Source organism: Geodermatophilus sp. SYSU D00697 (assembly GCF_054050175.1).
Window position 1 is genome coordinate 1 of sequence record NZ_JBJGYV010000004.1, and the last position, 18,491, is coordinate 18,491.

Annotated in this window: 17 protein-coding genes; 3 read left to right on the forward strand and 14 right to left on the reverse strand. The window is 75.5% G+C overall.

Going from position 1 to position 18,491, the window contains the following annotated elements:
* Positions 1 to 309: 309 nt before the first annotated feature.
* The 9 genes from ACI79C_RS05065 to ACI79C_RS05105 form a co-directional block, all read right to left on the reverse strand.
* Complete coding sequence (locus ACI79C_RS05065; protein WP_456944533.1) at positions 310 to 1,242, reverse strand: glycosyltransferase family 9 protein; 933 nt, start codon at positions 1,240 to 1,242, stop codon at positions 310 to 312.
* A gap of 113 nt (positions 1,243 to 1,355) precedes the next feature.
* Positions 1,356 to 2,729 (reverse strand): D-glycero-beta-D-manno-heptose 1-phosphate adenylyltransferase, encoded by a 1,374-nt coding sequence (gene rfaE2, locus ACI79C_RS05070; RefSeq protein ID WP_456944534.1) that lies wholly within the window; start codon positions 2,727 to 2,729, stop codon positions 1,356 to 1,358.
* Positions 2,726 to 3,406, reverse strand: coding sequence for a D-sedoheptulose-7-phosphate isomerase (locus ACI79C_RS05075; RefSeq protein ID WP_456944535.1), 681 nt, complete (start codon positions 3,404 to 3,406; stop codon positions 2,726 to 2,728). The genes rfaE2 and ACI79C_RS05075 overlap by 4 nt, the downstream gene beginning before the upstream one ends.
* Positions 3,403 to 4,662, reverse strand: a complete 1,260-nt coding sequence (locus tag ACI79C_RS05080; protein WP_456944536.1) for a glycosyltransferase — start codon at positions 4,660 to 4,662, stop codon at positions 3,403 to 3,405. The genes ACI79C_RS05075 and ACI79C_RS05080 overlap by 4 nt, the downstream gene beginning before the upstream one ends.
* The gene (locus ACI79C_RS05085) at positions 4,659 to 5,651 is read right to left on the reverse strand and encodes a glycosyltransferase (RefSeq protein ID WP_456944537.1); all 993 of its coding nucleotides are present in this window, start codon (positions 5,649 to 5,651) and stop codon (positions 4,659 to 4,661) included. The genes ACI79C_RS05080 and ACI79C_RS05085 overlap by 4 nt, the downstream gene beginning before the upstream one ends.
* A complete protein-coding gene (locus tag ACI79C_RS05090; protein WP_456944538.1) occupies positions 5,648 to 6,670 on the reverse strand; it encodes a glycosyltransferase family 9 protein in 1,023 nt (340 codons plus the stop codon). Before ACI79C_RS05090 ends, ACI79C_RS05085 begins: the two co-directional genes overlap by 4 nt.
* The gene (locus ACI79C_RS05095; protein ID WP_456944539.1) at positions 6,667 to 8,166 is read right to left on the reverse strand and encodes an HAD-IIIA family hydrolase; all 1,500 of its coding nucleotides are present in this window, start codon (positions 8,164 to 8,166) and stop codon (positions 6,667 to 6,669) included. Before ACI79C_RS05095 ends, ACI79C_RS05090 begins: the two co-directional genes overlap by 4 nt.
* Positions 8,167 to 8,298: 132 nt before the next feature.
* Positions 8,299 to 8,814 (reverse strand): MarR family winged helix-turn-helix transcriptional regulator, encoded by a 516-nt coding sequence (locus ACI79C_RS05100; RefSeq protein WP_456944540.1) that lies wholly within the window; start codon positions 8,812 to 8,814, stop codon positions 8,299 to 8,301.
* A gap of 25 nt (positions 8,815 to 8,839) precedes the next feature.
* Positions 8,840 to 9,544: a hypothetical protein gene (locus ACI79C_RS05105; protein ID WP_456944541.1), complete on the reverse strand. Its 705-nt coding sequence runs from the start codon at positions 9,542 to 9,544 to the stop codon at positions 8,840 to 8,842.
* A 287-nt stretch (positions 9,545 to 9,831) separates the two neighbouring features.
* On the opposite strand from ACI79C_RS05105, the gene ACI79C_RS05110 reads away from it, so the two are divergent.
* Positions 9,832 to 11,139 carry an alpha-hydroxy-acid oxidizing protein gene (locus ACI79C_RS05110; protein WP_456944542.1) on the forward strand — a complete coding sequence of 436 codons (1,308 nt, stop codon included), beginning with the start codon at positions 9,832 to 9,834 and terminating at the stop codon, positions 11,137 to 11,139.
* Between the two features lie 618 nt (positions 11,140 to 11,757).
* On the opposite strand, the gene ACI79C_RS05115 is transcribed toward ACI79C_RS05110, so the two are convergent.
* The 5 genes from ACI79C_RS05115 to ACI79C_RS05135 all read right to left on the reverse strand — a co-directional run bounded on the left by ACI79C_RS05115 (position 11,758) and on the right by ACI79C_RS05135 (position 17,375).
* Positions 11,758 to 12,963, reverse strand: coding sequence for a glycosyltransferase family 4 protein (locus tag ACI79C_RS05115; protein WP_456944543.1), 1,206 nt, complete (start codon positions 12,961 to 12,963; stop codon positions 11,758 to 11,760).
* Between the two features lie 40 nt (positions 12,964 to 13,003).
* Complete coding sequence (locus ACI79C_RS05120) at positions 13,004 to 14,146, reverse strand: glycoside hydrolase family 5 protein (RefSeq protein WP_456944544.1); 1,143 nt, start codon at positions 14,144 to 14,146, stop codon at positions 13,004 to 13,006.
* Positions 14,147 to 14,365: 219 nt separating this feature from the next.
* The gene (locus ACI79C_RS05125) at positions 14,366 to 15,805 is read right to left on the reverse strand and encodes a hypothetical protein (protein WP_456944545.1); all 1,440 of its coding nucleotides are present in this window, start codon (positions 15,803 to 15,805) and stop codon (positions 14,366 to 14,368) included.
* A 143-nt stretch (positions 15,806 to 15,948) separates the two neighbouring features.
* The gene (locus ACI79C_RS05130) at positions 15,949 to 16,635 is read right to left on the reverse strand and encodes a hypothetical protein (protein WP_456944546.1); all 687 of its coding nucleotides are present in this window, start codon (positions 16,633 to 16,635) and stop codon (positions 15,949 to 15,951) included.
* A gap of 305 nt (positions 16,636 to 16,940) precedes the next feature.
* Complete coding sequence (locus tag ACI79C_RS05135) at positions 16,941 to 17,375, reverse strand: MarR family winged helix-turn-helix transcriptional regulator (RefSeq protein WP_456944547.1); 435 nt, start codon at positions 17,373 to 17,375, stop codon at positions 16,941 to 16,943.
* A gap of 99 nt (positions 17,376 to 17,474) precedes the next feature.
* Here ACI79C_RS05135 and ACI79C_RS05140 point away from each other — a divergent pair, with 99 nt between their 5' ends.
* On the forward strand, positions 17,475 to 18,020 hold the full coding sequence (locus tag ACI79C_RS05140) for a hypothetical protein (protein ID WP_456944548.1): 546 nt from the start codon (positions 17,475 to 17,477) through the stop codon (positions 18,018 to 18,020).
* Positions 18,021 to 18,173: 153 nt separating this feature from the next.
* Positions 18,174 to 18,470 (forward strand): WXG100 family type VII secretion target, encoded by a 297-nt coding sequence (locus ACI79C_RS05145; RefSeq protein ID WP_456944549.1) that lies wholly within the window; start codon positions 18,174 to 18,176, stop codon positions 18,468 to 18,470.
* Positions 18,471 to 18,491: the final 21 nt, after the last annotated feature.

Below are 18,491 nucleotides of genomic sequence, written 5' to 3' on the forward strand. Positions count from 1 at the left end.
CCCCCCCGCGGGCCCCAACCACTCTCGCCCGCCCCACCCCCCGCCCCCGGGGGAGGCGGCGGCCCGCCCCCCCCCGCGCCGGCCCCCCCCCGACGCAGCCACGGCACCACGTGCCGCCGGCGCGCTCGTGCTCTGCCTGCGCCAGGGAGGCAGAGCACGACGCAGCCACGGCACCACGTGCCGCCGGCGCGCTCGTGCTCTGCGTGCGCGAGGCAGGCAGAGCACGAGCATGCGGAGAGGTACAGGTGCGCCTCGCCAGGGTGGACAGCGCACGAGTGACCCCGGACCGGGTACCGGCCCGGGCGGAGCTCAGGTCCAGGCGAGCAGGCCGTCCAGCGCCGCCGTGACCTCGGCGACGGTGATCGCGCCGAGCGCGGGGTCGAGCTCGGTGCCCCACGGGTCGCCCGTGCCGTCCCCGTGCCACAGGACGACGTGCAGTGCCCCTCCGTCCCGCCCGACCCGCGGGGGAGGGCCCCACAGCGCCGGGGACACCGGCCCGAAGAGCACCACCGACGGACGGCGGTAGGCCGTCGCGAGGTGCGCCATCCCGGTGTCGCCGCTGACCACGACCCGGGCGCCGGCGACGACGGCGGCCAGCTCCAGCGTCGACGTCCGGCCGGCCAGGACGGCGTCCTCGCCCAGACCGGCGCCCTCGGCGACCGCCCGGGCGAGCGGGACCTCGGCCGGGCCGCCGGTGACGCGCACGTCCAGGCCGGACGCGGCCAGGTGCCGGGCGACCGCGGCGAACCGGTCCGGCGGCCAGCGACGTCCCGGGAAGGCTGCGCCGGGGTGCACCAGCGCCACGCCGCGGGGCGCCGGGGAGGGCACGGAGGGGACGGCGAGGTCGAGCGCGTCGGGGTCGGCCGCCACGCCCAGGCCCTCGGCGACCAGCCGGCACCAGCGGCGGACCTCGTGCTCGTCGGGGTACCAGGCAGGGCCGGGGTAGCCGGGGCTGGCGAAGGTGAGCAGCCGGTCGGGGTGGAGGGCGTCGACCACGACGTGCGAGGCCGGGCCCTTGCCGTGCAGGTCGACGGCGAGCTCGGGGGGCGGACCGGCCCAGTCCAGCCGCTCGAGCTCGCGGGCGGGCAGCACCTCGTCGACCGCGTCGACCAGCCCGGCGAGCGGTTCCAGCGCGGTCGTCGTCGCGAGCACCAGGCGGTGCTCCGGCACCGCGGCGCGCACCGCCCGGATCGCGGGCACGCCGGTGAGCAGGTCACCGAGGCCGAGCGGCCGCAGCACCACCGCGACGGGGCGGTCCTGCGGATCGCCGGGACGGCCTCGGTGCCGCGACCCGCCCCGACCCTGCCAGCGGTGAGGGGGACGGGGTCCTCCCCGGGAGGCGGAGTGCGCCGTGCTCACACGCGCGAGCGCTCAACCAGGGCGGTCGTGGAGTGCCCGTCGAGGTAGGGCAGGACGACGGCCTGGCCACCCCAGCGCCGCAGCACCGCCGCCTCGGGCAGGTCGGCCCCGGCGTAGTCGCCGCCCTTGGCCCACACGTCCGGGCGGAGCCGGTCGAGCACCTCGGCCGGGGTGTCCTCCTCGAAGACGACGACGGCGTCGACGAACTCCAGCGCCTCCAGCACCCGCGCGCGGTCGGCCGCGGTCACCAGCGGGCGGGAGGGGCCCTTGAGCCGGCGCACCGAGTCGTCGGAGTTGATGCACACCACCAGGCAGTCGCCCAGCCCGCGCGCCGCGCGCAGGGTCGCGACGTGGCCCGGGTGCAGCAGGTCGAAGCAACCGCCGGTGGCCACCACGGTGCCGCCGGCGGCCCGGACCCGGGCGATCACGCCGTCGGCACCCGGCGCGGCGGCTCCCACCGGCGCCGGGGAGGCGTCCCACGCCGATGCGCCGCCACGCGCGACGAACACCCCCGCGGCGGCCACCGCCGTGGCCACCGCCTCGCCGGTCACCGCCCCGTCGGCCAGGGCCAGCGCCGCCGCCGCGGCGAACGAGTCCCCGGCGCCGCACGGGTCGCCGCCGGTCACCGGCACCGCGGGCACCACCATCGGCGCGCCCTCGCCGTAGGAGAGCAGCGCACCGCGGGCGCCCAGGGTCACCGCGACCGCACCGACGCCCCAGTGCCGGATCAGCGCCTCAGCCCGCGTCCCGACCGCGGCCAGCCCGTCGCCGTCGGCGGACACCCCCACGGCCGCCGCCACCCGCGCGGCCTCCGCGCCGTTCGGGGTCACCAGGCGGGCCGAGGGCGCCGGGTCGGCACCCCGCGGGTGCGGGTCCCAGACGACCGGCCCGCCGGCCTGCGCGAGCGCGGCCCGGACGTCGGCCGCGGCCGTCGTCCCCCGGCCGTAGTCGGCCACCAGCACCGCGGCCGCGGAGCGGATCGCGTCGGCCGCCTCGGGCGGCAGCGCGCCGAGGCCGGCTGCCGGGGAACCGCTGTCGATCCGCACCAGCGAGTGGTCGCCGACGCGGACCCGGCGCTTCACGGCCGTCCCGCCCGTCGCCGGGATCCCGACCAGCCGCACCCGGCCGGCCAGCAGCGCCCGCAGCCGGCCGGCGCCTTCGTCGGCGGCCATGGGGGTCACGAGCACCACCTCACGGCCGGTGCTCCGGGCCGCGACGACCGCGGCCAGCGCCGCGCCGCCGGGGCGCTCGCGGGTCTCGACGTCCTCGACCACCGGGACCGGCGCGTCGGGGGTCAGCCGGGACGCCGTCCCGACCAGGTCGACGTCGAGCAGCGCGTCCCCGACGACGACCAGCGGCCCCCCGCTCACCGGGCGACCCCGAGCCGCGCCTCGGGGATCCGCGCGGGCTCGGCGAGCACCGCGGCGTCGAAGGCGGCGCACACCAGGTGCAGCGCGACCAGGTGGCACTCCTGGACGCTCGCCGTCCACGGGGAGTCGATGCAGACCGCGTCGTCGGCGGCGGCGGCCAGCGGGTTGGGCGCCGGGCCGGTCATCGCCAGCACGGTGATGCCGCACTCGCGGGCGCGGCGGGCGGCGGCGACCGCGTTGGGGCTGCGGCCGGAGGTCGACAGCAGCACCAGGACGTCGCCGGCCCGGCCGTGCGCCTCGACCTGACGGGCGAACAGCTCGTCGGCCGGGTAGTCGTTGACGATGGCGGTCAGGGACGAGGTCTCCGCGGTCAGGCAGATGGCCGAGAACGGCGGGCGGTCGGCCCGGTAGCGGCCCACCAGCTCGGCGGTCAGGTGCTGGGCCTGCGCCGCGCTGCCCCCGTTGCCGGCGGCCAGCAGCCGCCCTCGGGACTCCCCGCAGAGGACGTCGGCGATCATCCGTCCCCAGCGGTCCAGGGCCTCGAGCTGTCCCTCCAGCGAGCGCAGCGCCGCCATGAGGGAGGCGACGTGGTCGGCACCGGTCAGGTGGGTGCAGACGTCGGGGGACACGACCTCGGCGGCGGAGTGCGGTGCTCCGCCGATCGGGGCGACGCTCATCGGGCGACCTCCACGGGGCTCGTCTGGCTCTTCTCGCTGCGTACGGGACCGTCCAGGACCTGCCGGTAGACGGTCTCGGTGTCGGCGACCACGCGGGCCCACCGGTAACGGGTGCGGGCCCGGCGGACCCCGGCCGCCCCGTAGGCGGCCCGGCGGGCGTCGTCGGCGAGCAGGGCGGCGAGCACCGCTCCGAGCCGCTCGGGGTCCCGGGGCGGGACGAGGTCCCCGGTCACGCCGTCGGCGACGCTGTCCTGGAGCCCGCCGACGGCGGTGGCGACCACCGGGCGGCCGCAGGCCATGGCCTCCAGCGGGGTGATGCCGAACGGCTCGTACCAGGGCACGGCCAGGACGACGTCGGCCGAACGGACCCACGCCGGGACGTCGGCCCGGGCCACCGCGCCGGTGAACACCAGCCGGTCGGCGACCCCGGCCTCCGCGGCCACCGCGCGCAGCCGGCGCACCTCCGGGTCGGCGTCCAGCCCGTCGGCCGGTGGGCCGCCGACCACCACCAGCTCGGCGCCCGGCACCGCGGCCAGCGCCCGGACCGCGTCGTCCTGTCCCTTGCGCTCCACCAGCCGGCCGAGGACGAGCAGCCGCTGCCGGTCGGGGGTGCGGGGGGCGACCGGTCCCTTCGGGGTGAACACCGCGGTGTCCACGCCGCAGGGCACGATCGAGGCGCGGTCGCGGTCCAGGCCGAGCCGGCGCAGCTCGAAGACCTCGTCGGTGCAGGTCGCCACGACGTGGGTGACGTTGCGGCACAGCGCCCGTTCGAGCTCGACCCGCTGCGGCGGCGAGGTGTCGGCGGCGCCCTGGTGACGGCGCTTGACCGAGCCGAGGGCGTGGAAGGTCTGCACGACCGGGATCTCCCCGGCGGCGGCGACGGAGGCCAGCCCGCTCATCCAGAAGTGCGCGTGCACCAGGTCCGGCGGCGCCTGGGCCCAGGTCCGGCGCAGGCCCGAGGCGAACTCGGGCATGTGCCGCAGCAGGTCGTCCTTGGGCAGCACCCGCGCCGGCCCCGCAGTCACGTGCGCGACGTCGTACCCGTCGTCGGTGGTCACGCGGTCGGGCTGGTCGGGGTCCTCCCGGCGGGTGTGCACGGTGATCTCGTGGCCGCGCCGGGCCAGGCCCGCGGCAAGTGCCGCGACGTGCACGTTCTGCCCTCCGGCGTCGACCCCGCCGATGGCGGCGAGCGGGCTCGCGTGCTCGGAGACGAGGTCGATCTTCATGGGCCACGCGCCCAGCCGGTCGGTCCTCATCGGGTCACCTCCTCCAGCAGCCGGTCCCAGTCGGTCAGGAACCGCTGGAGCCCGTAGCGCTCCAGCGCCGCCGCGCGGGCGGCCTTGCCGGCCAGCCGGGCGGCGTCCTCGTCGTCCAGGTACCTGCGGACCGCACCCCAGAGACGCTCGGGGTCGGTCGAGAGCACGCCGGCCTCGCGCGGCACCGCCTCCACCGCCTCGGTCGTGGCCAGGCCGACGACGGGCATGCCCAGGTGCATCGCCTCGAGCAGCGAGAGCCCGAGGGAGGTCCAGCGGACCGGGTGCACGTACACCCGGCGGCGGGCCAGCTCGGCGTGCATGGCGGCCTGCGGCGGGTCGTCGTGCAGCGCGACCCGGCCGGGGTCGAGGCCGTAGCGCTCGTGCAGGCCGGACAGGCCCATCCCGAAGACGTCGACCGGGGCGACCGCGGCCAGTCCCGGCAGCAGGTCGGCGCCGACCGTGCGGCCGCGGCGGACCGGCTCGTTGGTGACGACGGCGGCGCGGGCCAGCTCCCCCGTCCAGCGCTCGCCGGGGTCGACGATGCCGTGCTCGATCACCGTCGTCGGGGCGCGGCCGTTGTCGTAGAAGAGCCGGTTGAAGTGCGTGACGTGGGCGATCGGGATGTCCGACCGGTCGGCCAGCGGGTGCCGGGTGAGCGGGACCGGCCCGTTGTCGGGCTCCAGGCCCGGGGCGTTGTGCTCGAGGAACACCGCTGGGAGGTCGCGGCCCGGCTCGCGGCCCAGCCACTCGCGCACCAGCTCCAGGTCGCGCACCCGCTGGAGGACGACCACGTCGACGTCCTCCTCCCGCAGCTGCTCCGGGGTCACCTCGCGGGCGGAGGCCGGCCAGTCCCAGGTGCGGGCCCGGCCCAGCCCGTCGGGGCCACGACTCCCCCCGGGGCCGTCCACCACCGGCAGCAGGTACTCGTGCGCCCCCTGCACGAAGGCCGTCGTCCACGACCCGTGCACGTGCCAGAGCAGGACCTTCACGACGCGACCACCTTCTCGACAGCCGCGACGACGTCGGCCGCGGTCACGGACGTGAGGCAGGGGTGCCCCGGCACCGGGCACTCGCGGGCGCGGGTGCCGCGGCAGGGAGCGTCCTGGTCGCCGAGCAGCAGCGCGGGCACGCCGTAGGGCGCCCACCGCGCGGCCGGCACGACCGGGGAGAACAGCGAGACGACCGGCGTCCCGACGGCGGCGGCCAGGTGCGCCGGGCCGGTGTTGCCGACGACGACCGCTGCGGCGCCGTCCAGCACGGTGGCCAGCTCGGCCAGGCTCAGCGCCCCGCCGAGGTCGACGCCGCGGGTGCCGGCGACGGCGGCGGTCAGCTCCCGCTCCCCCGGCCCCCCGGTGACCAGCACCCGGTGCCCGGCGTCGGCCAGCGCCTCGACGGCCTCCGCGCAGCGCTGCGCCGGCCAGGCGCGGGCCGGGACGCTCGCGCCGGGGTGCACGACGACGTACCCGGGCGACAGATCGGGGCCCCCGGGCTCATGCGCCACCGGGGGCAGGGGTCGGCGCACCTCCAGTCGGCCGTCGTCGCCGGGCGGCAGGTCGAACCCGGCGGCCCGGGCGAGGGACAGGGCCCGCTCCGGCTCGGGCAGGTCGTCGTCCACCCGGTGGCGGACGTCGAGCAGCGAGCCGGGGTAGTCGACGCTGATCGCGGAGATCCGCGGCACGCCGGCCGTGCGGAGCACCAGCGCCAGGGGCAGGGGCGACTGGTGGAAGGACGTGGAGACGACCGCCTCGTCCGGCGCGAGGGCGCGGACGCGGTCGGTGAGCGCGGCGAGGTCGGCGGGGTCGACCGGCGGCGGGTCGCCGAGGATCCACGGGCAGGACCAGGTCCAGACCTCGTCGACCCCGGGCAGCAGCCCGGCGGCCTCCGCCCCGGCAGGCCCGGCGAGGAACACGACCCGGTCGGCGCCGGCGGCCACGGCGCGGACCAGCGGGCCCTGCACGAGGACGTCACCGGCCGAGTCGAGCCGGGCGACGAGCACGGTGCCCCTCACCACTCACCCGCCAGGACGTCGTCGACCGCCGCGGTCAGGGTGTCCGCCCGGCGCCGGGCCGCGGCGACCTCGGTCTTGCGGGTGACCGGGGTGGGGACCAGGATCCCCGAGGCCCCGGCGGCGGCCGCCGCGTCGACGTCGGCACCGATGTCCCCGATGACCACGCACCGGGCCGGGTCGACGTCGAGCTCGGCGCAGGCGGCCTTGACCATGCCGGGTGCGGGCTTGCGGCAGGTGCAGCCGTCGTCGGGCCCGTGCGGGCAGACCTGGACGGTGTCGAACGGGCCCAGCAGCTCGGCCAGCCGGGCCATGCAGGCGTCCACCTGCTCGCGGGTGATCAGCCCGCGAGCGACACCGGACTGGTTGCTCACCACGCCGACCCGCACCCCGCGGGCGCGCAGCGCGTCGACCGCCTCCCTCGCCCCGGGCACCGGCTTCACCAGGTCCGGGTCGCCGTTGTAGGGGTAGTCGCGGACGAGGGTGCCGTCACGGTCGAACAGGACCAGGTCGGGCAGCCCCCGCCAGGGCCGCACGCGCCGGTGCTGCACGACGCCACGCAGGACGTGCCAGGTGGCCAGCGGCGGGATGAGCGCGCTGGTGGCCAGCATGGTGCCCACCTCGGCGCGGTCCCGCGGGCCGGGGGCGATCCGCGCCCAGGCGAACTCGGCGGTGCCGGCGGCCCAGGCCAGCGCGGCCACGGCGGCGGCCCGCGGACGGCGGGCGGCGGCCAGGCCCAGCGCGGCCACCCCCGCGGCGGTGACGGCGAGGTGCTGCGGACGGCGGCCGAGCGGGGCGTCGGCGCGCTCCCGCCAGTCCGCCCCGTGCAGGCGGCGCATGAGGACGTCGTCGGTGTTGCCGGCCTGCACCCGCAGGCTCACCCAGCGGTCGACCGGCCGCACCGGGTGGGTGATCCACCGCTGCCCGCGGGTGAGCCGCGCACCGGTGTCCATGACCCGCAGGGCGAGGTCGGAGTCCTCGCGGAAGGCACGGGGGAAGCGCTCGTCGAAGCCGCCCACCGCCGCCAGCGCGGACCGCCGGTAGGCCAGGTCCGCGGTGATCCAGGAGCTGGTGGCCAGGCCCGCGGTGCCGCGCTCCCAGTCGGTGGGGCGCCGCCCCTCGGGCAGCGGCACGCGGACCCGGCCCTGGCTGCCGGCCACATCCGCGCCGAGGGCCGTGAGATCGGCAGCGAGCCGCTCGTACCAGTCGGGGTCGGGGACGACGTCGTCGTCGAGGAAGGCGATCCACTCCGTGCGGGCGGTGCGCCAGCCGAGGTTGCGGGCGCGAGCGGGGCCCCCGCCGCCGGTGCGGACCACGCGGACGGGCGGCAGCCCGGGCCGCTCAGGCCGCAGCGGCGCTCCGGAGGGGCGGTCGTCGACCAGGACGAGCTCGGCCGGACGGGGGCCGGGAGCCTGCGCGAGGGCGTCGAGCAGCACGTCGAGGGAGGGCCGGCCGACCGTCGGCACGACCACGGAGCACTCCTCGATCCCCACCTGCATGTTTGCGTCCTGCCCTCGTCGGGGACGCGGGAAACACTACGGGCTTGAAGTGTCCCCCGATCGGGGCCGGACACGGCCCTCCCGCAGGGCCCGCCGCGAGCATGCGGGGGGTCGGGGCAGGGGGGTCCCTCGTCAGCGGCGTGTCTTGGCCGCCGCAGACACCCGTGCGAGTGCATCGGTGACGACGGCCGCGTCGTCACCCAGGAGAGTGAGCAGGTGGGCGACCAGCCCGTCGTGGGTCGGCGTGGCCTCCTCGACCCTGGCCCGCCCGGCCGGCGTGAGCCGGGCGTGCAGCAGGCGCCGGTCCCCGGCCGTGCGCTCCCGGACGACGAGGCCGTCGGCGACCAGCCGGCTGACCGTGCTGGTCACCGCCGCGCGGGAGAGCCCGATCGCCTCGGCGACCTCCCCCATGGTCGCCCGCTCCTCGGGGGCGTCGGCGATCCGCCGGAGCGCCTCGAAGCCGGTGAGGGAGATGTCGTGCTGGCGGTGGAGGGCCGAGTCGACGCGCCGGGTGATGCGGTCGTGGACCTGCACGATGCGCAGCCAGGTCTCGGCCGGGCGTGGCGCGACCCCGGGCAGGTGGGCGACATCGGGCGGGACGTCGTCGGGAGAGAGGTCCGGCGCGAGTGCGTCCTCGGGGCGCGGCACCCCTCCATGGTCACCGACGGAGCGCTCAGGCGCTCCCGGGAGGCAGCGGACCGCCCGGTGGGGCCGCCTGTGGCCGGGAGCCCCGGCGCCCGGAGACCGCGGCCAGCCCGCCCCCGGCGGCCAGCAGCGCGACCCCGGCGGCGAGCGCCGGCCAGGGCACCCCGTCGTCGTCCGGGAGCGGCACCTGGGTCGCCGCCTCCTGCGGCACCGCGTCCACCGCCGCCGGCGCCACGTCGCCGGGCGTGGGCAGGCCGGGCACCGGCATCGGCACCGCCTCGTCGGCCGGCGCCGGGAGCCCGACCGGCGGGGTCCCGGGGAGGGTCCCCGGCGACGGCACCGTACCGGCGCCGGGCGGCGCGGCGATGGCGGCGCAGTCCTCGGCCGACGGCCGGGTGAAGCTGTAGCCCTCGAGCTCGTCGACGTAGGTGGCACCCGAGCCGTCGAGCGCCGCGTAGTGCAGCAGGGGGTCGATCGTCTCGCCCCAGTCGACGTCACCGGTGCTCAGCACGACCACCGCGCCGGGGGCCACCTCCGCGACGGCCTCCCCTGCGGGCCGGCGGGTGGTGGCCAGGGTGACGGCGTAGGCGACGGCGCCGCCGGTGACCTCGACGACGACCCCGCCGGGACGGCAGCTGGGGCCGTGGGTGACGCGGGCGTCGGGCCGAGTGGGGTCGTCGACCGCGACCGCGGGCCCGGCGCCGGCGATGCCGGCACACAGGAAGAGGGCCACCAGGCCCAGCGTCCTCGTGGCAGTCGGGACGAGCGCGGGGCGCGGCGGGGCGCTGCGTCCGGCCCGCGGACCTGGCCGAGTGAGGACCGGCACGCGCACTTTCCCCCTGGAACTCCTGCACGCCGCCGCATCTCCGGATGCGCCGTGCGCGCTCCCATGATGACCTGCGCGGAGCCCCGCCGGACGGGGGTTACCGGCCGGTTGCGCGTGTCGCGGCGGCGTGTCGGGAGAAAACCGGTCCGGGACCGGACCGGAACCTGTGACGCGGCACTCACTACGGTGGCCGGGTGGACTCTGCGGCGGGCACCGGTCGGCGTCGGCAGGACGAGGTCTACCGCGCCGGCGTGTACGGCCGGCGCCCGCGGGTGCCCACCGCGGCGCGCGCCCTGCAGCGCCGGGCGCGGGAGCGCCTGAGCGCCCGGGCCTACGCCTACGTGGCCGGCGGCGCCGGGGACGAGGCCACCCAGCGGGCCAACCAGGCGGCCTTCGACCGGTGGGCGGTCGTCCCCCGGGTGCTGCGCGACGTGAGCGTCCGCGACACCTCGGTGGAGCTGTTCGGACGGCGGCTGCCCGCTCCGCTGCTGCTCGGCCCGGTCGGCGCGCTCGAGCTCGTGCACCCCGAGGCCGACCTCGCGGTGGCGCGCGCGGCGGCCGACCTGGGCGTGCCGATGGTCTTCTCCAACCAGGCCTCGGTGCCGATGGAGGAGTGCGCCGCGGTGATGGGCTCCTCGCCGCGCTGGTTCCAGCTGTACTGGTCGACGTCCGACGAGCTCGTCGAGAGCCTGGTGGCGCGGGCCGAGGCGAGTGGCTGCGAGGCCCTGGTGGTCACCCTCGACACCACGATGCTGGGCTGGCGGCCGCGCGACCTGGACCTGGGGCACCTGCCGTTCGCGCTGGGCAAGGGCATCGCGCAGTACACCTCCGACCCGGTGTTCCGGCGGCTGGTCGAGGAGCGCGCGACGGCCCCCGCCGCCACCGAGGCCGGCGCCGCGGCGCAGCGCGACCGCCAGCCGCGGCCGACGATGGCCGCCCTGCGCGCGCTGGTCGGGATGGCGCGGGCGTGGCCGGGCCCGCTGGTGGAGAACCTGCGCTCGCCGCTGCCGCGGGCCGCCGTCGAGACGTTCCTGGCGATCTACTCGCGGCCGTCCATCACCTGGGCCGACCTGGCCTGGCTGCGCAGCCGCACCCGGCTGCCGATCCTCCTCAAGGGCGTGCTGCACCCCGACGACGCGCGGCGGGCCCTGGACGAGGGCGTGGACGGCGTCGTGGTCAGCACGCACGGCGGGCGGCAGGTGGACCGGTCGGTGCCCGCGCTCGACGCGTTGCCGGACGTCGTGGCGGCCGTCGCCGACCGCGCCCCGGTACTGCTCGACAGCGGGGTGCGCAGCGGCGCGGACGTCTTCACCGCGGTGGCGCTCGGCGCCCGCGCCGTGCTGCTCGGCCGGCCGTTCGCGTGGGGGCTGGGCCTGGCCGGCGAGGACGGCGTGCGCCAGGTCGTGTCCGACGTCCTGGGCGAGTTCGACCTGACGCTGGGGCTCACCGGGCACACGTCGGTGGACCAGCTGGACCCCGGCCTGCTGCGCCGCGTCGGCTGACGCCCACGGAGCATCGCAGCGAGCGAGGAGCGGACCGGGGGCGGAGGCCGACCAGTGACATGGCGTGGGCTGACACGCCGGGTTGCGGGGTCGCGGACGACACGCCGGACCGCCCTTGACCCCTCGGTGTGACCGGAGTCACAGTAGGGACGGGCGGGGGAAGCCGGCTACGAGTGGCCACCCACTGCTGGGTGGACCGACCAACGCGGCCAGACCGTCAGGACCGGCCCCCCGCCCCTCGACCTCCCGACCGTGGGTTCGGCGCGCGGACGCGAACGGTCGTCCTGACCACGGTGGCGCTTCCCGCTCTCCTACGGGCCGGTGACGGGCCTGGCTCGCCTGTCGGTGCTCACGTCGCTGAACCGCCCGGACGGCACGGTCCTGCCCTCGCGAGGCGACCGCGGACCTCACCGTCACCTTCGTGGACCAGGAGACGCGGTGCGGGGCCTTCCGCTCACCTGAGGACGGCGCCCGGCGCCCAGGACCGCGATGCCCCCCTTCCGCTGACTTGGCGGCGGGTGGTCCGGACGGCTCGGAACAGGCCGGAATCGCGGTTCCGGCTGCGCGAGCAGGGTCGGGAGGTCCCAGGCGTCGCGTCGGCCGGTTGGAGGCTCGCCTTCACCCCGCTTCTCGGGCGTCCTCGGCAACCGCGGGCCGGACGTCGAGCGGTTCCCTCTCCCGATCACCGCCCAACCCGAGGCTGGCGTAGGCGGACAGGTAGATCTCCTTCTGCGCGGACCAGCCGAACTCGCGGCAGCGTTCCCGCGCAGTAGCGACCAGGGACTGCCGCCGGTCCGGGTCCCCGTGCAGTCGGACGAGCGCGTCGGCGAGACTCTCCGCCGAACCCGGCTCGAAGTACTCCACGGCGTCGTCCCCGAAGTACCGGGCCGTCGACCGCAACCGGCTGGCCACCACGGGGATGTCGAGGAGCATGTACTCGTACATCTTATTGGTGTGGACGAGATTGGAGTACGGCGATGACTTCTGGGCGACGATCCCCACGTCGGCCGCGCTGAGTTCCGCAACCAATTGGGGCATGTCGAGCCAGCCGAGGTACTGGACCCGGCCCTGGAGGCCCTCGCGCTCGATGAGCCGCTGGAGTTCGGGCACGTAGTCCCCGGTCCCCGTGATCCGGAGGCGCAGGTTGGGGATCCGGTCCCGGGCCAGCGCCACCGCGCGGACCATCGTGTCGTGGCCGTAACGGTCATCGACGAGACCGTGGCACACCGCGGTGAACCACGCCGGATCGGGTCGAACGTCGCGACGGTGCTCGAGCAGGTGCCGGGCCTCGGGGCCGTTCAACACCACGACGATCTTGTCCGGGTCCGCCCCCCGGCTCACGTACCTCTCCTTGAGGTCCTCCGTCACCGTGAGGACCACGTCCGCGTATCGGATCGCCGCCCGTTCGACGACCCGGAGCACCCGTGCCAGCCGGACCGAGCCGTACTTCGTCTCACCGAGTTCAGGTGTGGGCTCCTTGAGGAAGACCACGACCTTGGCCCCGAGCAGGTGGGGCACGAGCGCAGTGAAGGCCAGAACGTCGGGCATGGAGTTGGCCTGCACGGCCCGGAACGGCCGCTGCACATGGAGTCGGGCCACCGTGACTGTCGCCGCCACGAAGAACGCCAGGTAGTCCCACAGGTAACTCAGGGGACCGCCCCGCCGGCGCGTCAGCGGGAGCCGGTGCAGGGTCACGCCGTTGTCGATCTCGACGGCCGGGGTGCCAGGCTCGCGCAGGCAGACGATGTCGACGTCGAAACCGGCGTCCCGCAGGGCTTCGGCCTCCCGTCGCAACGACAACTCGTAGTACTCGCGTTGGCGCACGAGGCAGACACGGTCGGCTGGGCCTCTCCTCGTCGACCGCCTAGTAACCGGCCTCAGCCGCATCGGTCACCTCCGTGTCGTAGGACGTCCCGTAGTCATGACGCCAGTAGTGATGGGCGGTGTAGCGGAAGTTGTCGGCGGGATCGACGATCCAGCCCTTCAGGTGCTCTTCGGTCCACCCGCCCAGGTGTGACCAGCCGTAGCCGGGCACCATGACGAGCTTCCGGTCGCCGGAGGCGCGGATGGCGGTCAGCGCCTCTTGGCTCACCGCCTCCCACAACCGCGCTGCCGACGTCCTGTTGGTCGACGCCGGGTCGATCGGCTCGTTCATGAGGTCGTAGGCGACGACCGCCGGGTCGTCAGCGAACGCGTCGCTCAACCGTCGCCACAGGTCCACGAAGTCCGCCCGGCCGACCTGGGGGCTGCCGATGGCCCGCCGCACCCCACGGCCACCCTCGTCGAGGTGGTACGCGGCGAAGTTGTGGACGTCGAGGATCGCACCCAGCCCTGCCTCGTGGGCACGCTGGACCGCGGCCCGCAGCCGATCGAGTTCCGCCCGGTTCAACTCGTCCCCGAGCGTCGGCTGGATCCGCTCCCACCGGAAGGGCAGGCGAACCGTGTCCAACCCCTGCGCGGCGAGATACCGGAACGTCGCCTCGTCGGCGTACTTGTAGTCACGGCCGTAGGTGCCGGGGTTCGCATTGGAGAACTCCGTGACCTGGTTGCCACCCCCCGGCGCACCGAATTCGCCCCCACTGACGTTGACGCCCACGGGCACGCTCGCCGATCGGGCCACTTCCGTCAGCAGGCGGCCTGCGGGTCGGGCCGTGGGGGCCGGCGCACCCTCCCCGGTCCCGACGAAGGGGCAGTAGTCGTAGTCGCTCCCCCACCAGTCACCGACCGACCATGCGTCCACCCAGAGCCCCGCCTGCTCGGCGCTCTGGAACCACTTCCGAGCCAGGTCGATCCACCGGTCATCCCCGTCGTTGGGAATGCCGATCTCACCTATGTAGCCCTCGGCTCGGTTGTCCTCGAGCCACTGCGTGAAGCTGGCGAGCTCTGCCAGGACCCGGCGCTGCAGCGGGTCCTCTCCCATCGGGGCGCCATCGGCCGTGCCCGCGATCGACAGGACGCGGCGGACTGCCGGGACGCCCCACACCAGCGTGGACAGCAGGACCGCCACTACGACCAGGAGCACGAGGACGGGTCGCCGCCGCCGAGGCTGGCGCGGCCCACCTGACGGACAGGAGCCGGTCCCGGGTTCGGGACACGCCGCCCACCTGTCGGGCGCTCGGTTGCCCGTCTCAGGCGCTGGAACGGTCACGCGAGCCTCCACCGGAGAGGAGCAGTCGGGTCGGGGAACCCCGGCGCCGGCACGCGGTTGCGCCCCCCACCCTGGACGTCATCTCTGCACCGTGGCCTCGCGCGGCGTCGACGCACCCGACGGCGTCCCGGCACCCGGCTCGGATCCAGGACCGCGCCGATGGGCTGCGTCCAGGGTCGCGCCGATGGCGAGGAGGAGGAACAGGAGCTCCCCGCCGCCTCGAAGTGTCAGGTGGGGATCGAAGAACATCAGGACCCCGACCGCCCAGACCACCGTCGTCACGGTGATCCCGATGGCACCGATCACCGGCTGGCGTACCGATGCCAGCCGCCTCCCCGTGCGAGCCGACACGACCAGCAGTGCCAACACCGAGGCCAGGAGTGGCAGTCCTCCGCTCCACAGCGCCCACGTGTAACCGCTCTCGATGTAGACGAAGTCCCCCCGGAACACCAGATCCGGGACCCGGCCGGCCGTCTGCACCCCGAACAGCCAGTTGTAGTCACTGCTGATCGGGGGCCAGAAATACCGCTCCAGGTTCGCCAGGCGGCCGTACGGACCGGTCCACGAGTCGGGCAGACCCGTTTGCGGATCTGTGACGTCGAGTCGGGCGGCCAGGACCGGCTGCAGCACCTGGATCCCGACGGCGAGGAAGGCGACGCCCGCCAGCACAGCTTGCGGGATGGTCCCGGTCACCACCGCGAAGGCGATGCCGGCAATCACCACTCCCACCGCGACGGACGCCTGACCGGAGGCGAGGGCGAACAGTCCCAGGACCGCTGCCGCCAGCCACCACAGGCGGCCCCGGCCGGACAGACGCAGGGCGAGCGCCGCAGCGATCACTGCCGCATAGATCATCACGTCGCCATAGGCGATGGGATTGCCGAGCGTCGCCGTGGCCCGGTTGCTGGCGAGGTCGTACCCGTTCTCCTCGGGCGGGACCAGCGCCGTCAGCGCGTTGATGACCGGTCCGACGCCCACGGCCTGCAGGACCCCGAGCACACCCATGATCACGGCGGAGACCAGGACCCCACCCAGAGCCCACCGGACGGCGCGGAGGTCGCGGAGGATGAGGCGCACCACCGCGTAGAGGAGCGCGAGCTTCCACGGCGTGAGGGCGTAGAGCAGGTCGTCCATGGTGATGTCGCGTGCACGCGCGTACATCCACAGGAGCGTGGTGATCGAACTGGTGAAGGCGAACGCGAAGACCATGAGGTCGAGCCGATGCCCGCCACGCGGCACCGCCCACCCCGATCGGGCCCACCGCCGGAGGACGACGGGCACCAGGCCGCACAGGACGAGCGCCAACAGGCCTTCGTTGAGGCGGAGGTAGGGGATGACCGTTCCCCGGCTCACGCCGGCGAGCAGCGGGTTCAGCGTGATGAAGGCGACGACCGCACCGACCGGCCGGAGCGCGGTCAGGACGACCAGCAGCGCTGCCGCGCTGAGCACGACGACGGACGTCGGCGCCGCGGCAACGACCGGGACGAGCAGCACCGCGACGACCACGAAGCCCACCACGATGACGACGTCCGCGACCGCCGCCTGCTCCCGAGCCGGCGGTCCGGGCCGTTCACCGGCTCCGACCGCCGGCTCCCGCCACCGGCTGAGCGCAGCGGAGACGCGCCGCCCGACGGCGCCGACGGAGGGGGGGCTCAGAGCTGTCACGAACCGGGATACCCGCTTCGCTGACGACGCATCCGGAGCAGCGTGAGCAACGCCACCGTCAGGAGGATCCCGACCAGCAGACCGCCAGCCGCGGCGCGCAGCGGCTGCGGCGACACCGGGTCCGGGAGGACCTCGGGGGACCCGAGAGGGGTCACGGTCCCGTGGTTGGCGAAAGAGGCGATCCGTGTCGACTGCGCAGCGTATCTACTGACCAGGTAGTCCGCAGTTGCCAGACCGCGAGCCCGCAGCGGGTCGAGGACCTGCACCCGCAGGACGCTGCTGTCCTCGACAGGCTCTGCGCTGACGGAGTCGAACAGCTCCTGGGGGGCGCGGCCCACGGCATCGGCCGCGCCCTGGAGGAAGTCGCGGCGGGTGATCAGCACCGCGTGGGTGGCGAGCTGCCTCGTGATGCTGTCCACCGTGGCCGTGTCGCTGGGCTCGTGGAGGAACTCGACCTGGATGGCGTAGACCGGCGGCTGAGAGGCGCTCTCCAGGGCCGCCCCCAGGGCGGGCAGCACCAACAGGGCCGCGACGAGCAGGACCACCAGGGCTCGGCGGGTGCCGACCCGGCCGCGGGCCGTCCGTGGAGCGCGGTCGACCTGCGTGGTGTCCTCGCCCGTCGCCACGTGGACGGAGTGCCGATCCGCCTCACCCGTCGCGGGAGGAGGCGTCAGTTGGCTCATCGCCGCGCTCCGCGCCTCGGCATCAGGACCGCCGACAACAGCGTGGGGACGGCGGAGGGGCGTGCCTGCGGGTGCGCACCGCAGCGCTCTGAGGACTGCTGTAGCGGACGCCCACGCTCATCGGCTCACGCCTCTCCTCGGCTCAGCGAGGTGGCGGACGCTACCTCAGCGATCCCGCTGAGATAAGGACCCCGCGAATACCCGAGGCGCAAGGCAGGAATTGCGCTCCGTACGCCACTATTCGCAACGGAACGAGAACTGTTCGTATCCATTTGCCCTTCGTGTGAACCCCCCGCGATTGACGATCAGTCGCCGGCCACGTTGCGGCGCATCCGCTCCAGGACGGCGGCGACGCGGGCGAGGTCCTCCCCGTCCAGCCCGGCGCGCAACTGCTCGTCGTGCGCGCGTGCCGCATCCCGCAGGCGGTCGAACAGCCGCAGGCCCGCCTCGGTGAGCTCCACCCGGCGCACCCGCCGGTTGCCCGGGTCGGCGACGCGGGCGACCAGTCCCGCCGCCTCCATGGCGTCGAGCTGCTGGGTGAGCGTGGCCGCGCGCACGCCGAGGGCGTCGGCGAGCTCCCGCTGGGTGGCCACCGGGCCGGCGCGCAGGGAGAGCAGGACCAGCCACACCGTGCGCGACCCTCCCGCCGCCACGAGCCGGGCGTCGAAGGCGCGGCTGACCTCCCGCGCGACGCGGGCCAGGAGCAGCCCGATGGGCGGGCCGCCGGGGGGCCGGGGCACGCGGCCACACTAGCGCAACAGTCAGGTCTCTGATCTTTCGGTACCTCACGATCCGGCGTACGGTCGAGGGCGGCCGATCCCCCCGCCGAGGAGGGCGCGATGACCGCGACCGCCCCCACCTCCGCCGTCCGGCTGCGCCTGGGCCGCGACACCCGCCGGCTCGTCCTGCTCCTGCACCTGGCCTGCTCGCTGGGGTGGCTGGGTGCCGACGTCGTCCTGGGCGTGCTGGCGGTCACCGGGTTCACCTCCGACGACCCGTTCCTGGTGGCGTCGAGCTACACGGCGCTGCACACCTTCGCCGTCCCGGTGCTGCTCGCGCTGGGGCTGGGCAGCCTCGCCAGCGGCGTGCTGCTGGGACTGGGCAGCCGGTGGGGCGTCGTCCGGACCCGGTGGGTGCTGGTCAAGCTGGTGCTCAACGTGGTTCTGGTGGCTCTCGTGCCCGTCCTGCTGCAGCCACAGGTGACCGAGGCCGCGGCCCTCGTCCGGTCGACCGACCCCGTGCTCGCCGACCAGCTCGGCCGCGGCCCGCTCAACCTGCTGTTCCCGGCGTTCGTCTCGGGGACCGCACTGGTCGTCGCCGCGGCGCTCGGGATCTGGAAGCCCTGGGGTCCGACGCGGCGGCGCGCCGGCCGGGGCGAGCGCTGAGGGCGCGCGCGACGGCGTCCCCCCCGCGGGGGAACCCCTGCGCGGCTGCACCGTCGGGGGCGCCCGCACTGTTACGGTACTCCTCAGTCACTGAACGACTACGCTCCGAGACGACGACCGCGCCTCGGAGAGCCGACACATGGGGGTCCATCCATGGCGAACGTCAACGTCACGTACCAGCAGATGGAGGAGGCGGCCGGGCGCCTCAACAACGGCCGCACCGAGATCGACGGCCTGCTGGGGCAGCTGAAGAGCCTGGTCGACCAGCTGGTCTCCGACGGCTACGTCACCGACAGCTCCAGCCGCAGCTTCCAGTCCTCCTACGACGAGTTCACCACCGGCGCGAAGAACACGATCGCCGGCCTCGAGGGGATGGCCCAGTACCTCACCCAGGCGGCCGCCACCTTCCGCGACGCCGACACGCAGCTGGCCAGCGCCCTCGGTCGCTGACCTCCCCGCTCCACGAGTCAG